Source organism: Comamonas piscis, assembly GCF_014109725.1.
Classification (GTDB): Bacteria; Pseudomonadota; Gammaproteobacteria; order Burkholderiales; family Burkholderiaceae_C; genus Comamonas; species Comamonas piscis.
In genome coordinates, this window is record NZ_CP058554.1 from 2,396,618 (window position 1) to 2,412,395 (window position 15,778).

The 15,778-nt window shown below is 61.1% G+C and carries 12 protein-coding genes; 6 read left to right on the forward strand and 6 right to left on the reverse strand.

Annotated elements, in window-relative coordinates:
• Positions 1-41 precede the first annotated feature (41 nt).
• Together HS961_RS10700 and HS961_RS10705 are read left to right on the forward strand one after the other, a co-directional pair.
• On the forward strand, positions 42-1,373 hold the full coding sequence (locus tag HS961_RS10700) for an MFS transporter (protein ID WP_182327769.1): 1,332 nt from the start codon (positions 42-44) through the stop codon (positions 1,371-1,373).
• 124 nt (positions 1,374-1,497) lie between these two features.
• Positions 1,498-3,090 carry an aldehyde dehydrogenase (NADP(+)) gene (locus HS961_RS10705; protein WP_182327771.1) on the forward strand — a complete coding sequence of 531 codons (1,593 nt, stop codon included), beginning with the start codon at positions 1,498-1,500 and terminating at the stop codon, positions 3,088-3,090.
• Positions 3,091-3,331: 241 nt separating this feature from the next.
• On the opposite strand, the gene HS961_RS10710 is transcribed toward HS961_RS10705, so the two are convergent.
• The gene (locus tag HS961_RS10710; protein WP_182327773.1) at positions 3,332-3,838 is read right to left on the reverse strand and encodes a hypothetical protein; all 507 of its coding nucleotides are present in this window, start codon (positions 3,836-3,838) and stop codon (positions 3,332-3,334) included.
• Positions 3,839-4,030: 192 nt separating this feature from the next.
• Between HS961_RS10710 and HS961_RS10715 the strand changes: the two genes are divergently transcribed.
• Positions 4,031-5,761, forward strand: a complete 1,731-nt coding sequence (locus HS961_RS10715) for an Hsp70 family protein (protein WP_182327775.1) — start codon at positions 4,031-4,033, stop codon at positions 5,759-5,761.
• The gene (locus tag HS961_RS10720; RefSeq protein ID WP_182327777.1) at positions 5,758-7,680 is read left to right on the forward strand and encodes a hypothetical protein; all 1,923 of its coding nucleotides are present in this window, start codon (positions 5,758-5,760) and stop codon (positions 7,678-7,680) included. Before HS961_RS10715 ends, HS961_RS10720 begins: the two co-directional genes overlap by 4 nt.
• A 243-nt stretch (positions 7,681-7,923) precedes the next feature.
• On the opposite strand, the gene HS961_RS10725 is transcribed toward HS961_RS10720, so the two are convergent.
• Complete coding sequence (locus tag HS961_RS10725) at positions 7,924-8,364, reverse strand: hypothetical protein (protein WP_182327779.1); 441 nt, start codon at positions 8,362-8,364, stop codon at positions 7,924-7,926.
• Positions 8,365-8,930: 566 nt separating this feature from the next.
• Between HS961_RS10725 and HS961_RS10730 the strand changes: the two genes are divergently transcribed.
• Entirely contained in the window at positions 8,931-9,416 is a 486-nt protein-coding gene (locus HS961_RS10730) for an ASCH domain-containing protein (protein WP_202883148.1), read from the forward strand.
• A gap of 63 nt (positions 9,417-9,479) precedes the next feature.
• Here the strand turns inward: HS961_RS10730 and HS961_RS10735 are convergent, their stop codons facing one another.
• Complete coding sequence (locus tag HS961_RS10735; RefSeq protein WP_182327781.1) at positions 9,480-9,971, reverse strand: hypothetical protein; 492 nt, start codon at positions 9,969-9,971, stop codon at positions 9,480-9,482.
• Between the two features lie 289 nt (positions 9,972-10,260).
• On the reverse strand, positions 10,261-11,010 hold the full coding sequence (locus HS961_RS10740) for an SDR family oxidoreductase (RefSeq protein WP_182327783.1): 750 nt from the start codon (positions 11,008-11,010) through the stop codon (positions 10,261-10,263).
• Between the two features lie 135 nt (positions 11,011-11,145).
• On the opposite strand from HS961_RS10740, the gene HS961_RS10745 reads away from it, so the two are divergent.
• Positions 11,146-12,063, forward strand: coding sequence for a LysR family transcriptional regulator (locus HS961_RS10745; protein ID WP_182327785.1), 918 nt, complete (start codon positions 11,146-11,148; stop codon positions 12,061-12,063).
• A 32-nt stretch (positions 12,064-12,095) separates the two neighbouring features.
• Here HS961_RS10745 and HS961_RS10750 read toward each other — a convergent pair whose 3' ends face one another.
• Positions 12,096-13,295 (reverse strand): PepSY-associated TM helix domain-containing protein, encoded by a 1,200-nt coding sequence (locus HS961_RS10750; RefSeq protein WP_182327787.1) that lies wholly within the window; start codon positions 13,293-13,295, stop codon positions 12,096-12,098.
• Positions 13,295-15,751 carry a TonB-dependent siderophore receptor gene (locus tag HS961_RS10755; protein ID WP_202883149.1) on the reverse strand — a complete coding sequence of 819 codons (2,457 nt, stop codon included), beginning with the start codon at positions 15,749-15,751 and terminating at the stop codon, positions 13,295-13,297. The genes HS961_RS10750 and HS961_RS10755 overlap by 1 nt, the downstream gene beginning before the upstream one ends.
• Between the last annotated feature and the right edge of the window lie 27 nt (positions 15,752-15,778).

Here is a 15,778-nt window from a genome sequence, read left to right on the forward strand (position 1 = left end):
ACAGGCAGACATTGATAAATCAACAAACAGAAGGTGGAGACATGAGCAGCAGCTCTCTGAATCACTCGGCCACGATGGCCGACAAGGAAACCATGGTGCCCGATGCGGAACGCCGGCGCGCGCTGATAGGCAGCGCGGTGGGCAGCACCATCGAGTGGTACGACTACTTCCTCTACGGAACCATGTCGTCCATCATTTTTGCCAAGCAGTTTTTCCCCAGTGACAACGCGCTGGTCAGCCAGATGCTGTCGCTGGCAACCTTTGCGCTGGCCTTCCTGATCCGCCCGATTGGCGGCGTGATCTTCTCCCACATCGGCGACCGCATTGGCCGCAAGAAGACCTTGGCGATGACCTTGTCGATGATGGGCTTGTCGACCGTGCTGATGGGCCTGCTGCCCAACTATGCGCAGATTGGGATCTTGGCGCCGATCCTGTTGACGGTTTTGCGTTTGATGCAGGGCTTGGCGCTGGGCGGCGAGTGGGGCGGTGGCGTGCTGCTGGCGGTGGAGTACTCACCCCGCAAAAAGCGCGGCTTCTACGGCGCCGTGCCGCAGACCGGCGCAGTGCTGGGCCTGGCGCTGGGCAATATCATCACCTCGCTGCTGAGCGCGAGCATGAGCGAAGAGGCCTTCCTGTCCTGGGGTTGGCGCATTCCGTTTGTGGGCTCCATCGTGCTGGTGATGGTGGGCATGTGGATCCGCAACGCCGTGGGCGAGACACCATCGTTCAAGAAAATCCAGGCCAGCCGCAGCAGCGCGCCCATCCCCATCAAGCAGACCTTGCAGTTCCACTGGCGCCAAGTGCTGATCGCCATCGGCGCCAAGGTGGTGGAGACCTCGACCTTCTTCCTCTATGCCACCTTCACCATCTCGTACATGATGGACCATGGCTTTGCCCGCTCGACCATTCTCAATATCGTGCTGGTCTGCGCGCTGATCGCCTTCCCCTGCATGCTGTTCTTCGGGCACCTGTCGGACAAGATCGGCCGCAAGAAGGTCTTTATCGGCGGCAGCATCGCCTTCATGCTCTGGATCTTCCCGTACTTCTGGCTGCTCGATCAGAAATCCGTGTTGGCTGCGTCGCTGGCCGTCGGTGTGGGCCTGGGCATCATCTGGTCCAGCTATGGCGCGATGATCGGCACCTTGCTGGCCGAGGCCTTCCCGCCAGACATCCGCTACACCGGCATGTCGCTGGGCTACCAGATTGGTGCGGCCCTGGTAGGCGGACCCATGCCGCTGATCGCCACCGCGCTGATCGCCTACTACAGCGGCAGCTATGTGCCGGTGGTCATCTTCCTGGTGCTCTGTGCGCTGGTCTCCATCGTCGCCGTGGGCGTTGCCCGCGACCGCAGCGGCCTGCCGCTGGACGAGTGATGGCCTAAATGCTGGCCAGACCTGCCGCAGCGCTGCTGGCCTGCGGTGGGTCTTGCCATGCTGGGCGCGCTTCGCGCATCCCCTTCATCTTTCCCCCCAAAACAACTTCTTGAGGAAACCCTCCATGCAGATCACTGGAGACATGGTCATTGGCTATCGCACGGTGCACGGCTCCACTGGCAGCCAACGCGCCTTCAACCCCACACTGAACGCCCCCATCGCCGAGCCCGAGTTTGGCCTGGGTGGCAAAAACGAAGTCGAACTGGCGGCCAGCCTGGCCGCTGCCGCATTCGATCCCTACCGCAATCTGCCCTTGGCGCAGCGTGCTGCCTTTTTGGAGGCGATTGCCGAAGAAATCCTGCAGCTGGGCGATGCACTGATCGAGCGCGCCCATGCGGAAAGCGGCCTGCCCATCGCCCGCTTGACGGGTGAGCGCGGCCGCACCGTGGGCCAGCTGCACCTATTTGCCCAGGTGGTGCGTGACGGCCACTTTTTGAGCGCCACCATCGACACCGCCCAGCCCGATCGCCAACCGCTGGCCCGTGCCGATCTGCGCCTGGCCAAGATCCCGCTGGGCCCGGTAGCAGTGTTTGGTGCCAGCAATTTTCCGCTGGCGTTTTCGGTAGCGGGTGGCGATACCGCATCGGCACTGGCCGCTGGCGCACCGGTGATCGTGAAGGCGCATAGCGCGCATCTGGGTACCTCCGAAATGGTGGCGCGGGCGGTGCAAAAGGCCGCGCAGCGCCAGGGCATGCCCGAAGGCGTTTTCTCGCTGCTGGTGGGTGCAGGCCGTGAGCTGGGCGAGGCCCTGGTGGCCCACCCCGAGATCAAAGCCGTTGGCTTTACCGGATCGCGCCAAGGCGGCCTGGCGCTCTTGCGCATCGCCAACAACCGCGCGGAGCCCATCCCCGTCTATGCCGAGATGAGCAGCATCAACCCCGTCTTTCTGCTGCCCCAGGCGCTGGCTGCGCGGCCCGAGGCCCTGGCCCAGGGCTTTGCCGATTCGCTGGCGATGGGGGCCGGGCAGTTCTGCACCAACCCCGGCCTGGTGCTGGCCATCGACAGCCCCGCGCTCACGACCTTTATCAGCGCGGCAGCCACGGCCATCCGCGCCAAAGGCGCACAAACCATGCTGACCGCCGGCATCCACCAGGCCTATGAGGCCGGCCGTGCGCAGGTGCAAGCCGCCGCTGGTGTGGAGCAGCTGGCCGCTGGCGTAACTGCAGACCATGCCAACGCAGCCCAGGCTGCGCTGTATGTGACCAGCGCCCAGACCTTGTTGGCGAACGAAGCCTTGCAGTCAGAGATGTTTGGCCCCGCCTCCATCGTCGTCAAGGCCAGCAGTGTGGACGAGTTGCTGCAGGTCGCCCAGCACCTGGAAGGCCAGCTCACCGCCACCTTGCACCTGGAGCAGGGCGACCATGACAGCGCTCGCGCCCTGCTGCCGGTGCTGGAGCGCAAGTGCGGTCGCATCCTCGTCAATGGCTTCCCCACCGGTGTGGAAGTGAGCCACGCCATGGTCCACGGCGGCCCCTTCCCCGCCACCTCCAACGCGATGTACACCTCCGTCGGCGCCAGCGCAATCGACCGCTTCCTGCGCCCGGTCTGCTACCAGGACCTGCCCGATGCGCTGCGGCCCGAGGCCTTGCAGAATGGGAATGCGCTGGGGCTGTGGCGGTTGGTGGATGGGGCGCCTAGCCAGGGGGCCGTTGGCTGAGGGCTGGGTTTTATAGGGAGCTGTAAGGGCTCTCTTTAGTAGCAAGCCAGGCGTTCCATGTGCATGGGGCGCCTGGCTTTTTTTCTGGTTGGGGAAGCCGCGCTGGCAGCGATACAGTCCTGTGGACGGGCGGGGTCTGGAGCTAAACAGTACGTGGTACTAGAAAGATAAGGCAGTTGAATAATTGCCGTTGATGGTCTTTTTTGACAATCACATTTGCATTTGCATTTGCATTTGAAAGTTATACCGATGAACTATTCAGGAAAATATTTTGCTGAGGGTCAAAAACTATCAAATCAGGCCTGGATTCCAAATATTCGTGCATCCAAATGATGTGACTGGTATACGCTTGCTTGTCATCATTGCCAAACAGAACTCTGACGCGCCTATTGATGGATGAAATTGCCAGCGCATCCTCGGTCTTTGCAAATTTGGAAATTTCTCGGGAATCATCTTGCACCATGCTTCCGGTTTCGAAAAAAACCCGTATCCACCATGAGTCCCAAGTCAGTAAAATATTCTGCTTGGTGGGGTCGAAAGGATGTTCTTCATATGAGAGATCAAATTCGCTGGTTCTGGAGAAATACTCGCGCAGCTCGTTTTCTAGCAAAGATATATTCAGGTTTGATTCTTGGCTGCTGATGAGGCAATGCAGTGAAAATGCCATGTTGTACCAACTATCCTTAAAGACGCCAAAGAAGAGAATTCTTGAAATATACAAGATCCAGTCGCTGGGCGGTTCATTCATCAGTCCTTAGGCCTTCGCATTAAGAGCGCTGAAGTGTCGGCCCGCATGGCAGGCAGTACATTCTTAACCCGCAGATCGTCAAACAGTGGGGCAGGAGGCGTGACTGCAACTGCTGCAATGGTTTGGGTGAAAGTTGTGCTTTCTGTGCCCCTTCTAATCGATAGAATCCAGGCATTCGAGGAGATGGGACAAATGGATACATCTGCACAGCCCGCCGCTTTGGGCCAATCGCGCCGCACCGATGGCAAACATATCCTGGGAATAGACCTGGGTACCACAAACAGCCTGGCAGCGGCCTGGGTGAACGGCGAAACCGTCCTCATCCCAAATGCGATAGGTGATTCGCTGACGCCTTCTGCTGTCAGTGAGCTGCCTGATGGCAGCTTGATGACGGGCTTGGCGGCACGTGAGCGCCTGAGCACACACCCTAGCTATACGGCTACCGCGTTCAAGCGTTGGATGGGAACCGCCAAGACACTGGATATGGGCAGCCACAGCTTCAGGGCAGAAGTGCTGTCGGCTCAGATGCTGAGTGCGCTTCGTGCGGACGCGCAGGTTTATCTGGGGGGCTCTGTGACCCAGGTCGTGGTGACCGTGCCGGCCTATTTCAATGCCGATCAGCGCCATGCCACCAAGGCGGCCGCGCAGATGGCTGGCTTCGAACACGTGCATCTGCTCAACGAGCCCACAGCTGCTGGCTTAGCCTACGGCTTGCAGACTCGGCAGGAATTGAACACTTTCCTGGTATTCGATCTGGGAGGTGGCACCTTCGACGTGTCTATCCTTGAGTACTTTGAAGGTGTGATTCAGGTGCGCGCGAGTGCTGGTGATACTCGGTTGGGTGGCGAAGACTTTGTAAACGCAATGGCAGCGCTAGTGAGCGATAAAGCCGGACTGACATCGGCGGGGGAAGTGTTGCCGGTGCCTGAGCAACTGTGGTATGTATTTGAATCGGCTAAGCGGGCCCTATCGTCGCAGGACAGTGTGGAGGTACCACTTGGCAAAGGCAAGGCAGTTTGTATAACCCGCAGCGAGTTTGAAGCTGCTTGTGAGCCTTTGCTAAAGCGGCTATATGCCCCCATGGAGCGAGCACTGCGCGACGCGCAGATATCGCCCGATGAGCTGGATGAGGTGGTGTTGGTTGGTGGTGCCACGCGCATGCCCATGATCCGTCACCTGCTGGCACGGCTTTTTCAGAAGCTGCCACTGCGCACCATCAACCCTGATGAGACCGTTGCACGAGGGGCAGCTGTCTACGCCGGGCTGCTTGCGAATGACGAGGCGCTGCAGGACGTGGTGCTGACGGATGTGATGCCGTATACCCTGGGCATCGTCACCACAAGAGATCGAGTCGGTGATGTATTTACGCCCATCATCGAGCGCAATACGCCAGTGCCGGTATCAGCACAGAAAAGGTTTCGCGCACAGACCGTAACCCAGACCCAGGTGGAAATCGACATCCGGCAAGGAGAGTCGCCATTTGGTTCGGACAATTTGGCTGTTGGCAAGTTGACAGTGCCATTGGGTATGGCGTACGAAGCAGGGCGTGAATTTGACGTGCGCTTTAGCTACGATATCAATGGTTTGCTGGAGGTGGAGGTAATGGTTGAGGCGACTGGCCGGACGCTCAACCACGTCTTCCAACTGGGGGCTAATCAACTGACCGCTGCTGAGGTGGTGTCCATTCGCGAAAATCTCGCCCGCATCAAGCGCGCGCCGCGCCAGAGTGAAGAGTCGGCCTATTTGTTGGCACGAGGAAAGCGAGTGTTTGAAGAAACCCTGGGCTCGGATCGTGACCTCATCGGCGAAGCCTTGCTGCGCTTGGACCGTGCGGTGACCCAGCTGGACTTGCGTGAAACAGCACGTGCACAAACTATGTTGCGCCAGGTGCTGGATTACCTGGATAAGGGATTCCGCCTATGAGCGACGCCTGGCAGGTATTGAACATTGCGCCTACAGAGGACATCCATGTCATCAAAAAGGCCTACGCCGCCAAGCTCAAGCACACCAAACCTCAGAACGATGCGTTGGGCTACCAACGCCTGCGTGAGGCCTATGACGCCGCGATAGTCCTTGCGCGTAGTGGCTCTTCCAATGTTTCCCTGGGTGTCCAATCCGCACTAACCACGGTGGAGGAGAGTCCTGAGCATCCGCAGGACCAGCAAGCGGCCGTCGAGATCCAGGTTGCAAGGCCTTTAACGGACGATGTGTCCCCGAGTCATGCAGAGCATAAGCCTGACCCATACAAGTTGGCGGAGCCTCGCCATAAACCGCGAGCACCTCTTGCAGCTATTCAGCGCTATGCCGAAGCCGAAGATAACGGCTCCGAGCCTAAAGCTGATCCTTTCAGCCCGGGTCTTGAGTATGCACAAGGCAAAGCACTCACGCTTGAGGCGTTGATAGCAGAGCTCGGTGTCCTGTTGCTCAGTGAAGCCAGTGCCCAACAACACGGTGCCGAGTGGCTGTCGAGGGCCCAGCGCGTGCCTTTGGCTGATCAGGGACGACTGGCTGAATTGACCCTGAAGCACTTGCTCTCACATCGACGCATCATCCCAATGGACTGGATGGACCTGCTGGACCAAAAATTCGGTTGGTCGCGCGACGCACGTTGGATCCTGTCTGTTGACGTGACACAGCAGGAGCGCTTGATGCTGGCATTGGACGAGCTTCGTCGCGCGCGCCAAGCTGAGAGACGCGATGGGCAGCTGCAAACAGCATCGATGACCCGCTTGCCTGATCGGCAAGAGCCGGTAGCCTTGCACGACGGCCGCAAACAGGCACCATGGCCACCTGGCTGGGAGCATCTCGCTGCCTGGATGCGATTGAGCAATTGGCGTGTTTCGCGGGCCATGACAGTACAGATGTGGATGGTATTTGCGCTCGCCCTTCCACAGCTGGCGCGAACCTTGCACAAGCGCAACGAGCGTAGCTTTCGACGCTTGATCTGGCCTGCCTGGATCTTGCATCTGCTGATGTGGTGGGGTGTGATGACGGGGACGGGCATCCTGTTGGGCCTGACTTGGGATGATGCGCTGACCGTGAGTGGCTGCGGCCTGTTATATGCAGGTGCTCTGTGCGGCGTTATCGGTTTGGTCGCGCGGAGGTGGACGCGGCCCGCAGAAACTACCATGCTCGTGAGGTGGTGTTCCGCTCCGTGGCGCGCCTGGGCCCTGACGTTGACACCTCCGGTGCTGGCGATATTGGCTCTGTATGCCGAAAGTCCACTGGCCGCCTTGGCCTTGGTGGTGCTGACCTTTGTCGTGGTCAACTTTGCTCGAGACACCGTGGGGTGGATGGCCCGTCCGGGCCTCAATGGACGCTTCCTCCTATTTGGGGCTGGTCTGCTGCTGGTTGTCTTGATGGACCCGCTGCCAGCGGACACTGGTTCAGGCATATCGCCGGGTTTGATATTGCTGCCCTTTGCCCTCAGCTTGGTGGCGCTGTCGGTAGCTTCGGCAAGGCCTCAAGTTTCACGGGGTTTGCGGAACGTGTATGCCCATTTGGCTGCTTCGGCAGCGCTTGGCCTTGCGATCGTGAATCTGGAAGCGGCCCGGTGGGGTATGGGGTTCCAAGCCGTGTGGCATGTCAACGCTGTAGCGGTGTCTTCAGTGCTGCTGGCATGGCTGCTTTGGCGCAACAGTGCTCGGTACAGCAACGTGTTCTGGCTCATCGGCTTGGTGATGGCGGGCTTGTGGGGACATGCACTAACCTCGGTTCACACCAGCATTCAGCTTCCTTTGGTGACCGTGGTCGTGCTGGCTTTTCTGTTGGTGAGTGGCCTACAAGGCTTGGCAGACCGCGTTGCCTTGGGCATAGTGCGACGAGGTTTGAGCCCGTCTTGATGAGAGGTCACATGAAGCTGGCCTTGCCAACACCACTTTCGTCGATTGCCATCCTGTGTGCTCTTGGGTAGAGGATTGCGACCTGCCGCAATGCGGCCAGGTGCCCACGTTGAATTATGGGTGACCAAAATTCTGCCAACGCGGTGCGGAATCAAGAGGTGCCTCTTTCTTGGCACCATCGCGTCACCTGATGGCACGCTTCGGCCGCTTGAGCCCGCGAGTCGGATTTCTGTGTGGGCGCGTTTATACCTTGGCGAGGAAGGCCGCCGCATCACCCGCTTCACACTTCCAATCTGCGAAGACCCCCACCAGATTGCATTCCACGCAGTGGCAAGCGATGTAGTACCAACGCACATCATGTGTGCCCTTGTACACGGAGACGCCGGACACCAGCTCGAACACCTCGTTCTCGCACACGCAGGCGTGCCCCTCGGGGGTAGCGTCTTCCAGGTAGTCCTCGCTGTCGCCCATCAGGTGTTCCTGCCCGCAGTCGGAGCAGGTGCGGATGGCCACGCCGGCCTCTTCATCGCTCTGCAGCGCAAAGGTCCGGCTCCCGCAATCGCATTTGGACGAGGCAAACCGGGTGGCCTCATGGCCATTCGCAACGCTGTAGCTGCGCAGCTCGGCTTGGGTGTCGCCGGACGTCGTCCCGTACATGAAATCGCCCTTTTTCGTCAGTGCCATTGGTGTTGTTCCATTCTTCAAAGTGGGCTTACCGGCAGACCTGACCCCAGGCTGCCTCGATCGGCTGGATTTTGCCTGAATGCAGGGTGAATCGGAGTGAAGTGGCAGGGGGTAGTGCCAAAGCGGCCCAGCGGAATCTGCGGTCACTCTATCTGGCGAGGGTTTGCAGAGGATCCCGAATCGCAGTCGGAGGCCTGCTGCTGGAGAGCCTGGTATTTCGCTGCTCGCAGGCCATAGGGCTCAGCGTTGAGGACTGCCGAGCTCAGCCTGAATACTTATACTTCGACGTTCACTCCGTCGCCCCTTTCCAAACCTGGCGACTTTCAGGCGTCATCAGCGACCAGAATACGCCCTAGGGCCCCTCTGCAAAACTCCCTGCCGTGGTCTGAACGCGGTCTCGGGCGATCCGCTGCGTTGTCTTCCTTGTCAATAGCTACGGCTATTGACTGCAAAAGACGCCTTGCGGCTCATCCTGATCCGCGTCCATCCCGCTTGGCGAGGGTTTTGCAGAGCATCCCTAGGCTATTGCGGTCTACATAACGCGGCAGCGCTCTACAACCAGCACCATGGCTATCCCATCTCACGTTATGACTATGTGGTCCGCATTCTCTTTGGAGCAAGGCGGGATCCAGGATGAGAGATTCTATGAAGCCTTTGGCTTTGGCGACTCTCCGACATTGGCCGATGAACTAGGGCAGCTCGTGCTGTCCGGCATCAAGCGCGCCACTGCCGGATCCGTCTGGTCCTACGAGTCATCTGGCAAAGGTGTGCCCAAGCCCGGTGACTTGAGCGTCGTAACCGACTCCAATGACATCCCGCTGTGCATCATCGAGACGGTTCAAGTCGATATCGTGCCGTTTAGCGCTGTCACTGAGGAATTTGCAGCAACGGAGGGAGAGGGGGATGGCTCTCTGGCCTACTGGCGTAAAGTGCACTTCGAGTACTTCAGCAGAGAATGCGAAAGCACAGGTCGCTCGTTCGATGAAGACATGCTGCTGGCCTGCGAGCGATTCCGCGTGGTCTATCCTAAAGTGGGGCGCAGCAAGGGCTGATCCTTCCCTCAAAAATAGGTGCTGCCGACCCAAGCATCCGCGCAAGCTGGCGCGGCCTGAAGCTCAGTCCTCGCCGGGACGCGGATAGCCTGCATCGGCCCAACGTTGTGCAGACGCTCGGCTGAGGCTATGGTCCGGCCTGACGCGAACCTTGGCCAACTCACTGCCATCCTCTGTGGTGGCGGTGAGGGTCGCGGAGGGATTGTCCTCGTCGGGCTCAATATCGAGAGAGACGGTCACGCGCGATCCATTCACCAAGATCTGGATGTCCTTGTGCAGCTGGGCCGCCAGGTGCTGCTCATGCCGCCGCATGACTTCGTGGGCAGTCTTGACGAGGGTGTTGAAGGCAGAAACGTCAAGCGGCTTGGGGTTTTTCTTGTCACGGCCCATCGTCCATGGGCCCACCAGGCTTGGCTCGGCCTGGCCGTCCTGGGTCATGGCAACGGCCCAGCCATCGTCGTCTTCATTCTTGATGACGCGGGCTTCCCAGCCGTTGTGGTGCCAAAGGCGGTCCTCGAAGACGGAGGCAGCTTCTTGTTCGAGCTCTTCGGACATTTCTGGACCTTTGTGAAAACTATCAAGGCCGAAATTTTACTGTTTATTCATACAGTTTCGTTTGGATGGGTCTTTTCTGAAGTGTCTCGGCTTCAGAAGAGTGTCCAGCGAGGCCGGTGTTCAGGGTGGCTGGCACCAACGGTCCACGAAGCGCGGTTGTGTCGATCGCTTGCATTCACAGCCAGAAGCTGCCACTCGCAGCAAAGGACTTCAACTGCAGCATCTGGCGCAAGGCAGTAGGTGCAATGCAGCGACTCCAGCCCATGCCGCTAGCACCCGCTGCCCCAACTCACATCTGGCTCATGCCGCCATCCACAATAATTTCCGTTCCCACGATAAACCCAGACTCCTTGGACACCAGGTGCAGCACCGTCGCAGCGATTTCTTCTGGCGTTCCAAAGCGGCCCAGCGGAATTTGCGACTGGATGCCGGCAGCCATGGCCCGCACTTGGTCAGGGGCCAAGCCCAGCTTGCCGTAGAGCGGGGTGCTGACGGGGCCGGGGCTCACGACATTCACGCGCACGCCTTGGGGCAGCAGCTCGGCCGACAAGGTCTTGGCCAGTGAGATCAGCGCGGCCTTGCTGGCGGCGTAGACGCTGGAGTTGGGCATGCCGATGTGGGCGTTGATCGAGCCGTTCAGCACGATCGATCCGCCGCGCGTCATCAGTGCCGCCAGGCGTTGGATCAGGAAGTAGGGGCCTTTGACATTGGTGTCAAAGCTGCTGTCCCACAGCGCTTCGTCGATCTGCGACAGCGGGCCGAACTTGGCCACGCCGGCGTTGATGAACACGCCATCGATCACGCCCATCTGCGCTTGCAACTCGGCCACCAGTGCAGCTTGGGCGGAGACATCACCGGCTTCACTGACCAGGGCCAGCGCGTTGGGGCCCAGCTCGGCCTTGATGCGGGCCAGGCTCTCGGCATCGCGGCCGGTGATCGCTACTCGGGCGCCTTCACGGGCAAAGGCGATGGCGGCTGCGGCGCCAATGCCACTGCTGCCACCGGTGACCAAAATATTCTTACCTTCAAAGCGGTTCATGATGTTTCCTTCAGTTGTTTCGTTGATGTCTTACTTGGTTATCAGCCCAGTTCTAGAGCCGATGAATGAAGTATCTGGCGATTGGCCGCTCTACAGACACCAGAATTTCGATGAACTTGTGCAAAAATATCGAACATGTTGAGTCTTGAAGATTTACAGCTATTAGAAGCGGTGCGTGCCACCGGCAGCCTGTCGCGCGCGGCTGAGCGGTTGGGCAAGGCTGCGTCCACTGTGTCCTACGCGGCGCGCCAGCTGGAGGAGCGGCTGGACGCGCTGCTGTTTGACCGTGCGGGCTACCGCATCGCGCTCACGCCTGCTGGCTTGCTGCTGGTGGAGCAGGGCGCGCAGTTGCATGCCCAGGCGCGGCGGTTGACGGAGCGGGTCAAGCAGGTGGCGCGGGGCTGGGAGTCGGAGCTGCGCATCGTGACCGACGAGTTGGCCAATATCGAGGCGCTGCTGCCGCTGATAGCAGACTTTGATGCGCTGAACAGTGGCGTGCGCCTGCGCATTGCCCATGAGGTACTGGGCGGCACCTGGGAGGCTTTGCTGGACCAGCGTGCCGACTTGGTGGTGGCCGCCACCAACGAGCCGCCGGCGATGGCGCATTTGCAATGGTTTGAGCTGGCGCAGCTGGAATGGGTGTTTGCGGTGTCGCCACGCCACCCCTTGGCGCGTGAGGTACAAGACGGGCAGCCTCTGTCGGTGGAGGCGATTGCTGCGCACCGCTCGGTCGTCGTGGCCGATACATCGCGCCTGGCTGTCGCCCGCAGCTACGGCGTGCAGACGCACCAGGAGCGCTTGGCCATGCCGAGCATGCGCGCCAAGATCGCTGCCCAGGCCGCTGGCCTGGGCGTCGGCTGGCTACCGCTGGAGAAGGTGCGTGATCACCTGGCCGACGGCAGCCTGGTTGCGCTGGCCACACAAGACCCGCGCGAACCCAACCTGCTGTTTGTCGGATGGCATTCGCACCGCGCGGGCCCTGCGCTGCAGTGGTGGGTGGAGAAGCTGCGTGATCCGCGTCTGGTGCCACCACTGCTGCATTCGAATTACTGAAGGCATTCGTTGATCAGCGTTCCAAGCAGAACTCAGGCCTTTTTACGAGCGGCGCGTTTGCGCTGCCAGATCAACACCCCCGTTACGCTGAGCATTGCCACCCCAATTCCCGTCACCGTAATCAACAGCTTGTAGGCCAGGCCGCCCACGCTGGCCTTATGTAGGTTGCTGATCCAGGTGATGACGGTGTCAGCTCCTGCCGTGCCGGTCGGGAACCAGGTGGCGACCAAGGCGCCGCTGTCGCCATCCATAAACAAACGGGTGCTGCCGCCTTCGTCCTTGATGTCCAGGCTGCTGCGCACGTCATAGCGGTACAGACCTAGCCTAGGGTCATAGGCCAAGGAGCTTTCTGCCAGTACCTCGAACTGCTGTTGCAGCGCCAGTTGCTGCATGAGGCTGTTGGCCTGCGCGTGCGCGGCCTGCCAATCCAGCGCAGGTTGCCATAACGGCGTTTTGCGGCGGGGCAGATCGGCGGTGCTGGGCTGTTGCGTGCTGAAGGCCCGCAGCATCGGGTCGTGCCACTGCGGCAGGTTGAGTGCAAAGCTGCTCCAGGCCAGCACGAACAGTAGCGGCCACAGCCACAGGCCGCCCGCGCGGTGCAGGTCAAAGGTGGTACGCCAGCGGCTTTGCATATCCAGCTTCCAGGCGCGTGCCCAGCGTCCCAGCCAGGGGCGCTGTGTGCTCTTGGCGTTCACCGGCAAGGTCAACCAAAAGCCGATGACGCTATCGAGCATCCACAGCAGCGACACCAGACCCAGCACCCAGGTCCCCACCGCACCGAGCGCCAACGAGTAGTGCAGGCGGTACAGAAAAGGCATCAGGTTGCGCCAGGTCTGGGTGATGTCTCCCCAGCGCCGCTCGCCCAGGATCTGTCCGCTGCTGGGATCGACAAAGACCTGGTCGTTCTCCAGCGGCCCTTTGCCTGGCCGCGGGCGCAGCAAAAACACCAGCGCATGGCCGGGCTCCTGTGCCATCGGTACGCGCAGGGCCAGGGCATGGGGGTGCTGCGCCTGCACCATGTCGCGCAGCGCCAGTGCGTCGATGGGTCGGGCGCTGGCATCTGAGGTGGCGGTCCGAAACCAGTGCGGGTTCAGCGCCGCATCCAGCTCGCTGTTCCACACCAGCAGGCTGCCGGTCAGTCCGGCCATGACCAGGAAGGCCGCCAGGCTCAGGCCGGCAATCCGGTGGGCCAGGACCAGCCAGCCTCGTAGCGAGGCTTTGCGCCGAGACATTACCAGCGGTAGGTCAGGTTGGCGCTGGCCTGGCGGTCGTCACCGTAGCGGCAGATGGCGAACTCGCAGTAGGTGAACTTCTTGTCCATGACATTGCTCACGTTGACGCTGAGATCCCAATGGGCGTCAAAACGGTAGCCCAGCATGGCATCAAACACGGTGTAGGCCGGCATGCCGGTGGCAATGCCCGATGCGCGGGTGCTGCCCTTGTAGCGTGCGCCTGCAGCCATGCGCAGCTGTGGCAAGCCCCAGGATGCGAAGTGGTAGTCGGCCCAAAGGGCGGCCTGGTGGTAGGGCGTGTCTTCGCTGCGCTGGCCGATCTCGCTGGCGATGGTGCTGCGCGTGATCTTGGCGTCGGTATAGGCATAGGAGGCGATGACGCTGAGTGCCCGCGATACCTCAGTCTTGGCTTCGAGCTCAAAGCCGCGTGAGCGGACCTGTCCCGTCTGGCGGTAGCTGTTCTGCCCCGCGTCGAACTTCAGCACATTGTCTTGCACCAGCTGGTAGACGGCTGCGCTCAGCAAGGTGCGGCTGCCTTCGGGTTGGTAGCGCAGGCCGGCTTCATACTGCTTGCCTGTGGTGGGCCGGAAGCTCAGACCCGAAACCTCGGACACCGACACCGGGAAGAAGGATTCGCTGTAGCTCAGGTACGGCGCCAGCCCGTTGGGCGCTTTGTAGACGACTCCCAGCCGCCAGGTGTTGGCCTCATCACTCTGCCGGGCATTGCTGCTGTCACGGTGTGCAGTTTGGTCCTGCTGTGCCCAGTCGCGGCGCAGGCCGGCCAGCACGGTCCAGCGGTCTCCCAGGCTGATCTGGTCTTGCAGGTAGAGGCCCGCTTGCGTGGTCTTCAGGCGCGAGCCACGGTCCAGCGCCGGATCGCGGTTGACGTTGACCGGCTGGCCGTAGTTGTAGCTGCCTAGGTTGAGGGACGAGGTATTGGCGCGGAAGTTCTCCGAGTCATAGTCCATGCGGTACAAGTCCAGGCCGACCAGCAGCTTGTGGTCGGCACCCAGCAGTGGGCGGTTGAACTCCATGCGCGTGTCCGAGACCAAGCCTTTGGAATGCTCGCGCCGGTCACTGTACTGGCGGCGCAGCACACCGGTGGAGGCCGCCTCGGCAATGGCCGCCGCACTGGTCTGGGCCTGCAGGTAGTTCCAGGTGACCTTGGATTCGAAGTAGCGCAGGCTGTGGTGCAGGCGGGTGTCCGCGTTCAACGCATGGTTCAGCTCGTAGCCCAAGGTGAACATCTCACCCTTCATCTTGTCGTAGTCGGGTTCACCAATGAAATTGCCCCGGCCAATGAAATGGGGGCCCTTGCCCACGCCCTCCACCAGTTGGTAGGGCAAGGGGGCGGAGAAGCGCGTGTTGGTCTTTTGGTAGAACGACAGCAAGGTCAGCGTGGTGTCCGCGCTCGGCCGCCAGGTGAGGGCGGGCGCAATGTAGAGCTTGTCGTCCGGAATGTAGCGCTCTGCGGTGTTGCTGTCGCGGCCCAGCATGGTCAGCCGGTAGTCCAAGGTGTCACTGCCGGCCACGGGGCCGCTGAAGTCGGCCGTCAACTGGCGGCGGTTGTGGTTGCCCAGCTGCAAGCCCAGCTCCCGGATAGGCTCGGACGTGGGGCGCTTGCTGACGGCGTTGACCACACCCCCGGGTGACAGCTGCCCATAGAGCACCGACGCGGCTCCGCGCAGCACTTCCACCCGTTCCATGCCATAGGGCTCCTGGATGCCGTCGTAGGAGTTGCTTTGCAGCCGCAGGCCATCGCGCATCGAGCCACTGTTGGCGGATTCCACATCGATACCCCGGATGCGGAAGCGGTCGGCCGTACGGTTGAAGCTGGTGGGCTGGCTGGTGAAGCCTGGGGTGTAGTTCAGCGCCTGGGACAAGGTCTCGGCCTGGCGGCTGCGCAGTTCGTCATGGGTGACGACCGACACCGACTGCGGCGTATCGATGATGGCCGTATCCGTCTTGCTGCCTGCCGTGGCGCGCCGCGCTACATAACCCGACACGGGGCCGTTCGCACGTTCCGTATCCATCGCAGCGGTGACGGTCACTGCCGGCAAGGTGACGGAGTCCTGCGCCACCGGCGGTTGGGGGCGGATGGAGATGGTGCCCGGCCCACTGCGCACGGACACCAGGCCGCTGCCCGCCAGTGCGCGGTCAATGGCCTGCTGCAAGCTAAGGCCGCTGGGCACGGCGGGTGCGGTTTTGCCCTGCAGCAGCGCGGCATCGGCACCAATGGCGATGCCCGTTTGCCGAGAGATAGCATTGAGCGTCAGCGCTAAAGCTTGCGCCGGCACAGCGGTCTGCAGGCTTTGCTCGCTACTCTGCGCCTGGGCCCAGGCGGCGGGCGCCATGCCAAACACGGTCAAGCTTGCGGCAGCCGTCAGCGCGGCAAAGGCCAACGGGGAGAGAACAAAGGAACGCGCGCTGCGCGCTGCCAGAGAGGGTCGGGTCATGAGAAGGTGCTTCCAGTGGAGGGTTTC

Coding starts and splice junctions, on each gene's coding strand:
- HS961_RS10700 (WP_182327769.1), top strand. CDS start 42: ATGAGCAGCAGCTCTCTGAATCACTCGGCCACGATGGCCGACAAGGAA.
- HS961_RS10705 (WP_182327771.1), top strand. CDS start 1,498: ATGCAGATCACTGGAGACATGGTCATTGGCTATCGCACGGTGCACGGC.
- HS961_RS10710 (WP_182327773.1), bottom strand. CDS start 3,838: ATGAATGAACCGCCCAGCGACTGGATCTTGTATATTTCAAGAATTCTC.
- HS961_RS10715 (WP_182327775.1), top strand. CDS start 4,031: ATGGATACATCTGCACAGCCCGCCGCTTTGGGCCAATCGCGCCGCACC.
- HS961_RS10720 (WP_182327777.1), top strand. CDS start 5,758: ATGAGCGACGCCTGGCAGGTATTGAACATTGCGCCTACAGAGGACATC.
- HS961_RS10725 (WP_182327779.1), bottom strand. CDS start 8,364: ATGGCACTGACGAAAAAGGGCGATTTCATGTACGGGACGACGTCCGGC.
- HS961_RS10730 (WP_202883148.1), top strand. CDS start 8,931: ATGGCTATCCCATCTCACGTTATGACTATGTGGTCCGCATTCTCTTTG.
- HS961_RS10735 (WP_182327781.1), bottom strand. CDS start 9,971: ATGTCCGAAGAGCTCGAACAAGAAGCTGCCTCCGTCTTCGAGGACCGC.
- HS961_RS10740 (WP_182327783.1), bottom strand. CDS start 11,010: ATGAACCGCTTTGAAGGTAAGAATATTTTGGTCACCGGTGGCAGCAGT.
- HS961_RS10745 (WP_182327785.1), top strand. CDS start 11,146: ATGTTGAGTCTTGAAGATTTACAGCTATTAGAAGCGGTGCGTGCCACC.
- HS961_RS10750 (WP_182327787.1), bottom strand. CDS start 13,295: ATGTCTCGGCGCAAAGCCTCGCTACGAGGCTGGCTGGTCCTGGCCCAC.
- HS961_RS10755 (WP_202883149.1), bottom strand. CDS start 15,751: ATGACCCGACCCTCTCTGGCAGCGCGCAGCGCGCGTTCCTTTGTTCTC.